This window comes from Pseudomonas sp. NPDC090203 (assembly GCF_044746765.1).
GTDB lineage: Bacteria > Pseudomonadota > Gammaproteobacteria > Pseudomonadales > Pseudomonadaceae > Aquipseudomonas > Aquipseudomonas putida_AD.
Genome location: NZ_JBIVCV010000008.1, coordinates 140,270 through 153,604 on the forward strand (window position 1 = coordinate 140,270; position 13,335 = coordinate 153,604).

Below are 13,335 nucleotides of genomic sequence, written 5' to 3' on the forward strand. Positions count from 1 at the left end.
GCAATAGCCTTCAAGGAGTGTCCGCGATGCCCAGTCCTCAGACGTTCGATCTGCCCATCACCGGCATGACCTGCGCCAGTTGCGCAGGCCGTGTCGAGCGCGCGTTGCGCAAGGTGCCCGGGGTAACGCTTGCGACCGTGAACCTCGCCAGTGAACGCGCCCACGTCGAAGTGCAGGAGCGTATCGACCCCGCCAGCCTGATCGCGGCGGTGGACAAGGCCGGTTACGGCGCAACCCTGGAGCAGGACCGTGCCGCGCAGCAGGCCGATCAGCTCAAGCGCCACGACAGCGAGCGCTGGCACTTGGCGCTGGCGATCATCCTGGCCTTGCCGCTGGTTTTGCCGATGCTGCTGCAGCCCTTCGGCATCGAGTGGATGCTGCCGGCCTGGGCCCAGTTCGCCTTGGCAACCCCGGTGCAATTCTTCCTCGGTGCGCGCTTTTACGTCGCCGCTTACAAGGCCGTGCGTGCGGGCGCGGGCAACATGGATTTGCTGGTGGCGCTGGGCACCAGTGCCGGTTATGGCCTGAGTGTCTATCAGTGGCTGGCCGCCGCCCATCACGACATGCCCCACCTGTATTTCGAAGCCTCGGCGGTGGTCATCACTTTGGTATTGCTGGGCAAATACCTGGAAAGCAGCGCCAAGCGCCAGACCGCCAGCGCCATCCGCGCCCTCGAAGCCTTGCGGCCGGAACGGGCGATTCAGGTGGTCGACGGTCAGGAGCAAGAGGTAGCGATCAGCGCGCTGAAGCTGGGCGATCAGGTGCTGGTCAAACCCGGCGAACGCTTCCCGGTGGACGGCGTCGTGATCGACGGCCAGAGCCACGCCGACGAAGCGCTCATCAGCGGCGAGAGCCTGCCGGTGCCCAAGCAGCCGGGCGACAAGGTCACGGGCGGTGCGATCAACGGCGAAGGTCGTCTGCTGGTGCGTACGGAGGCCTTGGGGGCCGAAACCGTGCTGGCGCGGATCATTCGTCTGGTCGAAGACGCGCAATCAGCGAAGGCCCCGATCCAGAAGCTTGTGGATAAAGTCAGCCAGGTGTTCGTGCCGGTGGTGCTGCTGCTCGCCCTGGCCACGCTGGCCGGCTGGCTGCTAGCGGGCGTGCCGCTGGAGACCGCCATCATCAACGCCGTGGCCGTGCTGGTCATCGCCTGCCCTTGCGCACTGGGGCTGGCCACGCCGACCGCGATCATGGCCGGAACCGGCGTCGCGGCGCGCCATGGCATCCTGGTCAAGGACGCCGAAGCGCTGGAGCGTGCCCATCAGGTGAGCGCAGTGGTCTTCGACAAGACCGGCACATTGACCAGCGGCACACCACGCATCGCCCACCTGACCGCCCTCGATGGCGATGAAAACGCACTGCTGCTAATGGCCGGTGCGCTGCAACGGGGCAGCGAACACCCACTGGCCAAGGCCGTTCTGGACCTCTGCGCTGATCGCAACCTCAAGCCCGAAGACGTCAGCAACAGCCGCTCCCTCGCCGGGCGCGGTATCGCCGGCACGTTGCAGGGGCGCGAACTGGCGCTGGGCAACAAACGCCTGCTGGACGAAAGCGGCCTGGCTGCCGATGCCCTCGCAGGCACCGCAAGCGATTGGGAAGCCGAAGGCCGTACGCTCTCCTGGCTGATCGAAACCGCTCCGCAGCCCCGCGTGCTCGGCCTGTTCGCCTTTGGCGATACCGTCAAGCCCGGCGCCGCGCAGGCCATCGTGCAACTCAAGCAACGGCACATCAGCAGCCACTTGCTGACCGGCGACAATCGCGGCAGCGCCAGAGTGGTCGCCGAGGCGCTGGGCATCGATGACGTGCACGCCGAAGTCCTGCCCGCGGACAAGGCCGCCACCGTGATTGCGCTGAAGAAAACCGGCGTCGTGGCCATGGTCGGCGATGGCATCAACGACGCCCCGGCCCTGGCCGCCGCCGACGTGGGCATCGCCATGGGCGGCGGCACCGACGTGGCCATGCACGCTGCAGGCATCACCCTGATGCGCGGCGACCCGCGCCTGATCCCCGCCGCGCTGGACATCAGCCGCAGAACCTACGCCAAGATCCGCCAGAACCTGTTCTGGGCCTTCGTCTACAACCTGATCGGCATCCCGCTGGCCGCCTTCGGCCTGCTCAACCCGATGCTTGCAGGCGCAGCCATGGCGCTGTCCAGCGTCAGCGTGGTGAGCAATGCGCTGTTGCTCAAGACCTGGAAACCAGACGGGCAAACGCAAAATCACGGAGACCCACAATGAACATCGGCCAAGCCGCAAAAACCAGTGGCCTGAGCGCCAAGATGATCCGCTACTACGAATCCATCGGCCTGCTGCAGGCGGCCCATCGCACCGACAGCGGCTACCGGCTGTACGGCAAGGACGACCTGCACACCCTGGCCTTCATCAAGCGCTCGCGGGACATGGGGTTTTCACTGGAGGAAGTCGGCAAGCTGCTCACACTCTGGCAAGACAGAGGCCGCGCCAGCGCCGATGTAAAGGCCCTGGCCGGACAGCATATCGAAGAACTCAACCGCAAGATCGCCGAGCTGACAGGGCTGCGCGATACCTTGCAGGACCTGGTGCAGCATTGCCATGGAGATGACCGGCCGGATTGTCCGATATTGAAGGATCTGGAGTCGGGCGGGTGTTGTGCGTGACGTTTAAACCAGGCATCGACGTTCGCAACCGATCCTCGCGATATGCCGACACACCTTGATCGCGAATCAATATAACTTCGCCCGGAAAAACCCGCTTCACTTTACAAGGTGAATAACGACGCTCCCCATCATTGGACAACATGAAAAGGAATTCCCATGAGCGACAATTCCCTGCGCGCGACCACGGTGGAAATTCGTGACAACAACATCGTGCTCGCCAACAACGTACCCATCCAGGCTGACGGTTCCTGGAGTTTCCTGACCTCCACCTTGGCCCCGGGCGCTCATACCTTTACGGCCCATGCCGACGGTCAGATGTCCAACAACTGGGTGATCAGTGTCGGAACGAGTCAGATGGATCTCAGGGCGCCGCATTTCCGGGGCGCAACAGGCGTGGGCCAGAACCGTGAAGAAATCAATTACTATGCCCAGGAAGGTGACGGCTTTGTAGAGATTCCCGACTACGGGATGCACCCAGGGGACACGGTGCGCCTGACCTGGGTCGGCCGAAGGGTGACGGTGCAGTCTGAAATCCAGCAAGTGGCCAATCCCCCGAGGCCCTTGGTGTTCAAGGTCTCCATGTACGAGATCATCGACTGCATTGGGGTCAACGCGACCATGACCTACACCGTAGTGAGGGCACCCGCCGGCCCTTCCACATCACAATCCATGTCCCTTTCGGTGTTTGGACATGTCGGCGCTATCGATGCCCCCACCATCAACTCGCCGAACAATGACAACATTCGCGTGCAGTTCGCTCAGAACTATTACTCCGCACAAGTGAGGTTCATCGGGCTGACCACCGTTGAAAGCGCGGTACGGGAATTTCATGGCGACTACATCAACTTTGCCATCAACGAAACATGGCGCGCTCAGAACCGGGGTAAGCCCGTGCTGTTCAACTACAGCTTGAAAAGGTTCGACAACACTCAGATCTTCTACTCACAGATTCTGAGGGTCAATAATCTGTAACGGTCAGCGCCTTCGCGATCGCAATCGCCAGCAAGCCGGAAGCGGCGAAGCGGGTAAAAAAAACGCCGGGGCATGGATCCCCGGCGCTTCATTCACTGCCCGATCACTGCATCCACGGCGGAGGCGGTTCCTCGGTCTTGTCACGCGGGGCATCTTCTGCCGCTCGCGCTGCCTGCCTGCGGGCTTCATCCCGTTGCGCCGCCTCGATCTCGCGCAGCACGCTGTTCACGTCGGCGACGTCGTCGGGGTCAGCGAACTCGCCGGTCAGCACCGTGGCCGGCGAGAGCGTGCCGGCTTCGTAGTGGGACCACATCTCCCTGGCATAGCGGGTCTTTTTCAATTCCGGCGCAAAGTGGCCGAAGTAAGCGGCCATGTTGCCAACGTCGCGCTCCAGCATGCTGAAGGCGTGGTTGTTGCCTGCGGCGTCCACCGCCTGCGGCAGGTCGATGATGACCGGACCTTCGGGCGAGAGCAGCACGTTGAACTCGGAAAGGTCACCGTGCACCAGTCCGGCACACAGCATCAACACGATTTGCTGGATCAGGAAGGCGTGGTACTCGCGCGCCTGATCGGGTTCCAGGGTCACGTCATTGAGGCGCGGCGCCGCATCGCCGTAGCCGTCGGACACCATTTCCATGAGCAGCACGCCTTCGAGGAAGTCATACGGCTTGGGAACACGCACCCCCGCGTTCGCCAGGCGGAACAGGGCTGCAACTTCGGCGTTCTGCCACGCATCCTCGGCTTCCTTGCGCCCGAATTTGGAGCCCTTGGCCATGGCGCGGGCATCGCGACTGTTGCGCACCTTGCGGCCTTCCTGATACTCGGCCGCCTGACGAAAACTGCGTTTGTTCGCCTCCTTGTAAACCTTCGCGCAGCGCAGCTCTTTGCCGCAGCGCACCACATAAACAGCTGCCTCTTTACCGCTCATGAGCGGGCGCAGCACCTCGTCTACCAGACCGTCTTCGATCAGCGGTTCAATGCGTTTTGGAGTCTTCATCAGCTTTTATTGTGGGTCCTTCGTGGCCAGACACGCGATTGTTGCTCGTTATACGGCAATCCTCAGCCTGCGAGTAGTGGTGCGGTGAATGCAGTCATGGATTCGATTGCAGATCATAGGTTCCGCCGATAATGGCAAGCACCTTTCATGCCGCAGCGCAGCATAGACCAATGTAGGCACCCGAAGGCCGGCCAGCTGTGAGCGAATATGACCACCCATGGGGTCGATCAGGCACCCGGCAGCGAACGCCAGACACAAGAAAGGGGCCTGTCACGGCCCCTTTCATTACCGCAAATGATTGCCTCTTCGTTACCAGCTGTAGCGAACCCCCACGTTCACGCCCCAAGGCTGCTCGATATTCTTGCCATTGCTGTAATCGACATCGGCATGCAACTGCAGCACGTCGGTCAGTTGCGCAGCAATACCTGCACCCAGCTCGCCACGGCTGCCGGACAGATCGTTGCTGAAAGTGTTGTCGTTGACCTTGACCCGGTTGCTGTTGGCGAATTCATGGGCCAGCGCCACCTTCACGTAGGGTTGCACGTAGCCGCCCTTGTCCAGCGGGAAGTTGCGGCCCACGGTGGTGCCGACCTTGCCCAGGAAAGAGTCGGCCTTGTTGCTGTCGGCACGCATGCCGTTGTCCAGCGAGTAGTCGGCGCCCTGTACCCAGAGGCTTGAGAGTTGCGCGTAGGGCTCGACGAACCAGTCGTCCTGCAGCTTGATGTGCTTGCCTGCTTCGACCGAGGCACCGATGCCGTTGGTGTTGTAGTCGCCACCGGTCTTGGCGCCATCGCTCATGCGCACGTCCGAGGTGTTCTTGAAGCGGTTGGCCTTGATCACGGCGTCGATGTAGTAGCCGCTGTCGGACAGCCAGGTGGTGTAGGCACCCAGGTAGTAGCTGTCGACGTGGCCGGAGGTGCCTGCGGCGATGTCCAGGTCAGAGCGGCTGTAACCGGCCAGCACACCCACCAGCCACTGGCCGTCGGACACCGGCAACGGTGCGTCGGCACCGAAGGAGATACCGTGCTGATTCTGCTGGTAAGCCGTGCCGCCGGCTGCGGACATGTTGTACTTGTTGCCGTAGGCGCGGGTCCAGGCGCCGCCCTGGCTCTGGCCGTAGCGCAATTCTCCCATGCGGCTGCGCAGGGTGCTCAGTTCGCCATACCAGACGGTCGGCGCGGCGCTGAACAGGCTGATGACCGACTCGGTGCCGGGGGTCACGATCGGGTTGCCGTCGTCATCGAATTTCTGCACCAGGAACCAGTCGGTGCCGCGCTGCTCCAGGTCATAGGCGAAGGTCCCGAAATCCACTTGCCCGCCGACCACCGCAAAACCTGCGGTGCTGCCTGTACCGGTGTGCACCACCTGTTGATCCGGGCCGCCCTTGACCGGGTCCACGCCGGTGTTGCGGATCAGCAAGTCATAGCTGCCGCTGGCCTGGCCGGAGACGCTCACCAGGTCACCCTGCTGTGCGCCAAGGTTGGTGTCCATGATGAACCGGCCATTACCCGACAGCGTGCTGAGGTTCAGGGTTTCGAAGGTGCCATCACCCGCACCCAGCTTGACCGTGCCGGCATTCATGGCGAGGTTGGTCACGCCCTGGCCGTCGTTGGTGGTCCAGGTGGAGTTTTCCAGGCTCAGGTTGGTGACGTTGCTCAGGTTACCGGTGACCGACGAGTTGCCGGTCAGGTTGAAGTTCTCCACATCACTAACATTGCCGCTGACGCTGGAATTGTTGCTTGCGGTGAGGTTGGTAGTGCGGGTCAGGTTGCCTGAAAGGCTGGAGCCGTTGTTCAGGGTGAAGTCCGCGACGTTGGTAATGTTACCCGTCGCGCTCGAGTTGTTGTCCAGCAGTACCGTGGCACTGGAGCCGTCCTGCACCAGGATACCGCCGTTCAATCGGCTGCTGTCCACCCTGACTTGGGAGGTGCTGTCTGGGCCAACCTCCAGCGCCAGGCCGTTGCCGCCATTGAGTTGCGCACCATTGGCGATGGTGATGTTGGCGTTGACAGGCGTACCGGCATCCAGCGAGCCCAGGAACAAGGCGCTTGAGGCCGTACCCGTCACGGTCGATCCATCGATCAGCAGGGTGTTGTTACCCTCCCCCACGCCACCGATGCTGTCGTGTGTCATGTACACGCCGTAGTTCGCCCCCGTCACGGAACTGCCAGCGAGCACCGTGGCATTCCCGCCTGTCAGGAGAATCCCGGTGCCATCGACCAGTGGGTCGAGGGTTCCAGACGCAGCTCCGTTGACCACCGTTCCATTGAGCACCACCGAGCTTTCGAACGTCGCAAAGATCCCGGCGCCGGCGCCACTGATGCTGCCGCCGGTGACACTGGCGCTGGAAGGAGGGCCGAACAGGGCGTTGCGGTTGATGAGCAGCCCGAAGCTGCCGGTGCTGGTCACGTTAGTGTCGACGAGTGTGGCGGTGGAGCCGAACAAGGTGATGCCCTCGCCCGCTCCCCCGGTCACGGTCGAACCCTGCATGTTCAGCGTCCCACCGTCGAACGAGGTAATGTTCAGCGTATTGGTGCCCGGCAAGGTGTTGAGGATCGATCCACTGTTGAGCGTCCAGGTCTCGACTGGATCGTCGGGGCCGATGGTGACTTCCAGATCGGGGATTATATTACCGGCTTGGGCGTATGAATTCATTGCGAGAAATACAACCGCAGCCGCTAATGAATGGTTGAAAGACTGAAAGACCAGTTGTTTTTTCACATTAAAATCCTTGACTGCCGCGAGTCATGAACCGGGCAGTTATCGGTAGGCACGAAGCGCAGTAGTAGACATGAACTTGTCTGTAAGATCTGTAGGATGTGTTCGCGCACGGCGTAGGAGACTTCCTACATTGCAAGCTCACCCCTCAATGCCGCCAACCATCATCCATTTGTACGCACTCATTCGAGTAGCAAGTTCAGCGGGCAACCCCGCGCCACCTTGCAACACAGATCAAAACCGCATTAAACACGGCCTTCCTATGCCAACATAGCTCTTAATGCCTGGCGAGTTAGTTTGATTCGCGATAGAGATTACTTCGAATAGCTATAACTAATTTAGTTAGAGCCCATCGCTATTGTTTCAATCGCCAATCAATCTAAATGGCGCCAAATGCCTGAACTAGCCTTCGAATGCGATAAATTGAAACCTGGCGCGAATGTCCATGGATGGAACGAAGTCATGTTCCCCTTCCCATGCTCTGGATTGAAGCGGCTCTATTGGGCAATGGCCCGTAGAGCCAACACAGACACGTCAGCGTTATCGAACATGACCTAAACCTCGAGGATGAGAAAGATGGACAATTCCCCCCTTCCCCTGAAAACCAGGCTCAAATATGGAGACAAACTTTCCATTGCCGTGGCACGGCCCCAGCCCGTGACCCCAGCCGGTGCGCCCGCCCCGAAAGCCGTAGATCCGGCTCTGAGCGCGCCAACCGTCGCCGGCCAGTTCGCCAGCAAGAAAATCCCGGTGGCCGAAGCCGATGCTGGCATCAGAGTCGAGGTTCCTCGCTGGCCGACAATGCTGGCGACGTACCGCATCCGGATCACCTGGGATGGCAATGATGCTTCCAACGTGGTGCCCACAGTGCCGCCGTTTTACGAAATCACGGCCGCCGATGTGGTGGACCCCAACTTCAAATGGACCGTTCAGCTACCGGCGTCACTCACCGCGCAGGAAGGCACTCACGTGGTCAGCTATCGGGTGACCACCCGTCTGGGCGGAAACGCAACCTGGCCGACTGCCGGCACAACGATCATCGTTGATCGCACCGCTCCCGGTGGTGAGTTGCTGCCGATTCTGTTGGGTGACGATGAACAACAGCTTCCTCCTTTGATCACCGCCGCAAACTTCATCAACGACGAGTTCATCACCACTGTTTCCGACTACGACGGGATTGAACTCAACGATGTGCTGGTTCCATGGATACAGCGAGGCACGGACCCGATTGTGCGCCTGCCGGGATCCGCCGAAGTTGTCGATGCCGACGAAGTGCATACCCGCAAGGTCAAGCTGCGCTTCAAGAGGTCGGACGTCGAAACCCTGGCCGATGGCGTGATCAACTTCGGCTATAACATCACCGACGAGCCGGGTAACGTTTCTTTCGACTCTCCGGCGGCGAGGATTCGAGTCATTCTTCTCGACGTTCCCTCCCAGCTCGAAGCACCGATCGTGCCGGCCTTTCTCAATGACGGCGTGGTGAGCTATAGCGATGCGGTGGCAGGGGTGGATGTGCAGATTCCGATCTATCGTGATCCTCATCTGGCCGACGTTATCGTGGTCGACTGGGGCGGGCAGAAATCGGCGCCGTATTCGTTGACCACCGCCGACCTCACTCAGGACCCCGTGACCACCATCAAGCTGCTGTTTCCTGTGGTCGCGACGGCCGGTTCCAATCCACGGCTTCCCGTGTCGTACACGGTCTCGCGTGAAGGTTTGCCTTATCCATCTCCTGTGCTGGAGGTTAATGTCGACCTTCGAGTACCGGGCGGACCCGATCCCGAGACGAACCTGAAGCAAATCGTGATTGAAAGTGGCACCGGAGACATCGACCGCATCTCCGAAGCGGCCTTCAGCCTGACGGCATTCGCCATCGTCAGTAACCGGACCAACGATACTCCCCCTCAACCTTCTTTCGTTGCCGGCGACATCATCACCGTCACTTGGGGTGGAACGGACGTAGCTCCTCCTTATATTGTTGCCACGGGTGACAATGCTCAACCATTGCGCCTGGCCGTACCTCCTGGATATTTCCACGCGACGGGAAATATCCCGGTGAACTACCGTATCTCGCGCGAACTGCAACCGCCTTATACACCTCCGGTACGCGAAGAAGGAGCGCCGCTGCCGAAACTGATTCCGGTGGAGTCCAGCCAGGGCAAACCCAACGATGGCCAACCCTTCTCCGGCCCGACCTATCCGGACAAGAACGCCGATGACATCATTGACCGTGAAACAGCACAAAGACCGGTGCGCGTACGGACCCAGGTTGCATTGACGAACATGGCCGAAGGAGACGACGTCGAACTCACACTCAAAGGTGTCGACTTTGATTCAGGGGCGGATCTGCCCGTGCCACCACTGGTGCAAGATCATAGGATTTCCCCTGAGGAGTTTGCGCGGGGTTATTACGACTTCACCGTGGATAGAGACTTCCTGCGCAGCATTTGCCAAGGCTACATGGTGGGGACCTACAAACTGACCAACAGCAGAGGGTCGGGTATCTCGGACGCCTCCAGCGTGATCGTCGACCTGGCCAACACGGAGTTTCCGTTCTGCGAAGCGTAACCGCGCAGTGACTCGACCAGGGGCGAATCCTGACCCAGGAATCGCCCCGCTTTTACACTCAATACTGAATCGGCCATGGTTGAACATGGCCGATTCTGCAGGGTGGATGTGCCACGGCGCAGGCCGCCCAAGGAAGGGTATACAACATGGACGCACTCTCTGACATCGGCATACTGGCGCTGTTTCGCCCCAGCATTCCCGTGGTCGATCAGGCAAACAAAGGCGGGCTCGGCGTACTGGAACTCAGGAAAAACCCACCGGAGCCGGTGGTTGTCACTGCCCCTATCGCGCTGGGGATGCAGCCGAACACCACGCTGGTCCTGTACTGGGACAACCGAGTGGTGGACTCCTACAAGATTTCGCAAGAACAATTGGGCACCGGGCTGATCGTTTTCAGAGTGCAGCCACACCTGATACTGGACAACGACAATGCCGTCCTCTACTACACCTCCGCCTCGCCGATAGGTGGAAACCCGGACACATCGCCCACCAGGACGGTCATCGTCAATACCCAGGTGCCTGGCAATCCTCCCCTCAACCCCACCGACCCGATCAATACCAACCTGCAACCGCCGCGCAACATCCCCAATCCTGTGACGGATGCCAATTCGGCCAACGGCATCACAGTGACGATTCCCAACTGGGTGAACATGGAGGTGGGTGACATCCTTACCCTGACCTGGGGACAAACCCGCATCCCCTTCGGTCGTCCGCTGGAGCAGTCAGACCTGGACCGCCCATTGACGATTCATGTCAGCCAGGCAACGATCCTTGCTAACTCCAACATGCTGGGCCTTAAAGTCTTCTACGACATCCGCGACATCGTCGGTAACTGGTCGCTCAATTCCACTCCGTTCATCACCGACATCGAGGCAGGGCCCAACACCATGCCTGCGCCCCGGGTCACCGAAGCAGATGCCAATGGAGATATTGATCTGGCGAGACTGGGCGCCGGCAATGTGCATGTCGTGGTACCGGTCTACTCGCCGTGGACGGCCCAAGACCACGTCGCCATCCGCTGGCACGGGCTGACGGCCGGTGGCAGCAGCGTCGATGAGACGGTGGAATTCGACATGACGCCCGGCGATGAAGGCTTTCCGGTTACCAAAGAGATTCAGAACCCGACCGTGACGGCCATCGCCGGTGGCACCGCGGTGGTCTACTACGAAGTGAACAATGTACGGCGCTCGCGACGTCGGTCGCTGACGGTCAGTGGCACTGTTCCTCCGCTGGCAAAGCCGCAAGTGCTCGAAGCGCAGAACGGGGTACTGGACCCCGCCACCCTTCCCGGTCCCGGTGCCACGGTGGTAGTGCCGCAATATGCGGGGATGGCGAAAGACGACAAGATTTACCTGTACTGGGAGGGCACGACCGCAGCAGGTGACGCAACCCATTACTCCGCCGAACATACCGTCGGCACCATTGGCTTCGTACAATTTTCTGTCCCGACTGCCGCCAACGTCACGCCTCTGGCAGGGGGCAGTGTGAAGATCTACTACACGGTGGTGGTCGGACTGGTAAGCAGAACCTCCGATACCCTGCAACTGAGCGTGAGCCGCAACCAGCCGGTGGAACTGACCGAGGCTTTCGACATGGTTGGCAACAATATCATTCGCGCAGGCAACTCGATCCGGCCGCCTCACACGCTGATCTCGTTCGCGAGTGGCGCAGGCACTGCAGGTGTCAACGACGTGTACGACCCGGTGAGCCAAGGCGGTGACCCTGCATTGTTCCAGCGCCCGGCGTTGCAGGTGTGCATTGCCGATGTGGGGGTCCAGACGATCCTGATCGACCTGCTGCAGACTTGGGATAGGGTCACGATCAACGTACTCGGCGCAGTACACGGGCGAACAACGCTCGAATTCCGGGATGAGCTCGACCGCTTTCTTTACGGCACCACGCCGCCTTCCGGAAGCCCGAGGAATCAGACACTGCAGTATTCAGCCAATGGCGGCACACCGATCCGCTACTTGCGGATCTTCGGCCAGCAAAACTGGACCGTGTGGGACAACATCAAAATGATCCGTTAACCCAAGCTCGTATCCTTGACTGCAAACGGGAGAAACACACCATGGCCAGTAACTTCAGAGCGCCCACATCGCCGGATGCGAACAACGGCTTTTTAAGTCCTGCCGTTCTCACCAATGGCGCTCGTATCGATGTGCGATATGACGATATGTCAGTCAATGACTACATCATCGTGCATTGGGGCGCAGGCTACGAGACCGATCCGCAACCCGGCAGCAATGGCCCCGTAGTGCAGATTCTCATTCCCGCAGCCGAGGTGGTGAAGACCGCAGGACAAACCTTGCAGGTCACTTATACCGTCATTTTTCCGGGCGGCCCTGGCCTCTCGAACGCAAGCACGTTCATCGTGCCGGCGAATGCGACGGTGGTGGCGATCACCCAGGTGCTGGACAGCAATAACGTGTCGATTCCCAACGGTGGAACCACGACGTCTACGCGGGTGACTGTAAGAGGCTTGGTATCCTGATCGCTGTGCGTGTTCACTTCGGCTACGCCCGAAAAAGCTCCCCCGGCGTGAAGCCGAACAGGGTCTTGAAGGCGGCAATGAACGCCGACGTCGAGTCATAACCGCAATTGAGGGCGGTGCTGGTCACGCTGTCGCCCTCCTCCAGCGCATTGAGCGAAGCCAGCAGTCTCGCTCGTTGGCGCCAGCCTCTGAAGCTCAGGCCGGTTTCGCGCTGGAACAGGCGCATCAGGGTTTTTTCCGACATGCTCAAACGTGACGCCCACTCGGTGAGCGTGATGTCCTGGCCGGGTGCTTCGACCAGTTCCTGACACAGTGCCAGTAGCCGGGCATGGCGTGGCAGTGGCAGGGAGAAGCCGACTTCGGGGAGGTTGGACAGTTGGTCGAGGAGCACCTGCACCAGGCGGGCTTCCTGGCTGTCTTGCTGGGGGTAATCGGGGGGCAGGAGGCAGAATGCCTTGATGAGTTCCCGGGCCAGGGGCGTGACTTCCAGCACCCGGCAACGGCCCGGCGCCCAGAGCGAGTCCTGGGTGCGCACGTAGAGGCTGCGCATTTCGGCGCGGGTGGAGGTGACCACCTCGTGATCCAGCCCCGCCGGAATCCACACGCCCCACTGCGGCGGCGCGAAGAAACTGCCCTGTTCGGTGTGAACCCCCAGCACGCCGCTGATGGCGTAGGAAAACTGCACCCAGTCATGGCGATGGGTCGGCGTCCATGACCCGGCGCTCAGGCTTTCGGCACGGGCATACAGCGGCCGGGGCAGGTCGGTCAGCGCAGGGATCGAGCGCAGCGTTTCGGGGCTGCGCGAGGGGGAGTGTCCGTTGCTCGGCATGGGCGGGCCTTTTGTCGTGAATAAGCAGTTTATCCAGAACGACATCAAACCTGTAGGTGCGCGCTTGCCCGCGATGGCGGCGTGTCAGGTGTGAATATGTATCTGACACATCGCGGTCGCGG

General features: G+C 60.7%; 9 protein-coding genes. 6 read left to right on the top strand and 3 right to left on the bottom strand.

Translation table 11 applies throughout. The features are described 5' to 3' along the window. Window positions 1-26: 26 nt before the first annotated feature. From ACIPO9_RS15810 to ACIPO9_RS15820, 3 genes are all read left to right on the top strand, one after another. Window positions 27-2,237: a heavy metal translocating P-type ATPase gene (locus ACIPO9_RS15810; RefSeq protein WP_400781945.1), complete on the top strand. Its 2,211-nt coding sequence runs from the start codon at window positions 27-29 to the stop codon at window positions 2,235-2,237. Next, entirely contained in the window at window positions 2,234-2,635 is a 402-nt protein-coding gene (gene cueR, locus ACIPO9_RS15815) for a Cu(I)-responsive transcriptional regulator (protein WP_274134122.1), read from the top strand. The genes ACIPO9_RS15810 and cueR overlap by 4 nt, the downstream gene beginning before the upstream one ends. Before the next feature lie 156 nt (window positions 2,636-2,791). Then, a complete protein-coding gene (locus ACIPO9_RS15820; RefSeq protein WP_400781947.1) occupies window positions 2,792-3,607 on the top strand; it encodes an Ig-like domain-containing protein in 816 nt (271 codons plus the stop codon). A 103-nt stretch (window positions 3,608-3,710) separates the two neighbouring features. On the opposite strand, the gene ACIPO9_RS15825 is transcribed toward ACIPO9_RS15820, so the two are convergent. Further along, the gene (locus ACIPO9_RS15825) at window positions 3,711-4,604 is read right to left on the bottom strand and encodes a PA4780 family RIO1-like protein kinase (RefSeq protein WP_274134120.1); all 894 of its coding nucleotides are present in this window, start codon (window positions 4,602-4,604) and stop codon (window positions 3,711-3,713) included. 309 nt (window positions 4,605-4,913) lie between these two features. Then, window positions 4,914-7,259 carry an autotransporter outer membrane beta-barrel domain-containing protein gene (locus tag ACIPO9_RS15830; protein WP_400781949.1) on the bottom strand — a complete coding sequence of 782 codons (2,346 nt, stop codon included), beginning with the start codon at window positions 7,257-7,259 and terminating at the stop codon, window positions 4,914-4,916. 639 nt (window positions 7,260-7,898) lie between these two features. Here ACIPO9_RS15830 and ACIPO9_RS15835 point away from each other — a divergent pair. The 3 genes from ACIPO9_RS15835 to ACIPO9_RS15845 all read left to right on the top strand — a co-directional run bounded on the left by ACIPO9_RS15835 (window position 7,899) and on the right by ACIPO9_RS15845 (window position 12,384). Further along, entirely contained in the window at window positions 7,899-9,890 is a 1,992-nt protein-coding gene (locus tag ACIPO9_RS15835; protein WP_400781951.1) for a hypothetical protein, read from the top strand. Between the two features lie 146 nt (window positions 9,891-10,036). Continuing rightward, window positions 10,037-11,920 carry a hypothetical protein gene (locus tag ACIPO9_RS15840; RefSeq protein ID WP_400781954.1) on the top strand — a complete coding sequence of 628 codons (1,884 nt, stop codon included), beginning with the start codon at window positions 10,037-10,039 and terminating at the stop codon, window positions 11,918-11,920. A gap of 41 nt (window positions 11,921-11,961) precedes the next feature. Then, window positions 11,962-12,384, top strand: a complete 423-nt coding sequence (locus tag ACIPO9_RS15845; protein ID WP_400605394.1) for a hypothetical protein — start codon at window positions 11,962-11,964, stop codon at window positions 12,382-12,384. Between the two features lie 22 nt (window positions 12,385-12,406). Here ACIPO9_RS15845 and ACIPO9_RS15850 read toward each other — a convergent pair whose 3' ends face one another. Further along, a complete protein-coding gene (locus ACIPO9_RS15850; protein WP_274134115.1) occupies window positions 12,407-13,213 on the bottom strand; it encodes a helix-turn-helix transcriptional regulator in 807 nt (268 codons plus the stop codon). Window positions 13,214-13,335 lie beyond the last annotated feature (122 nt).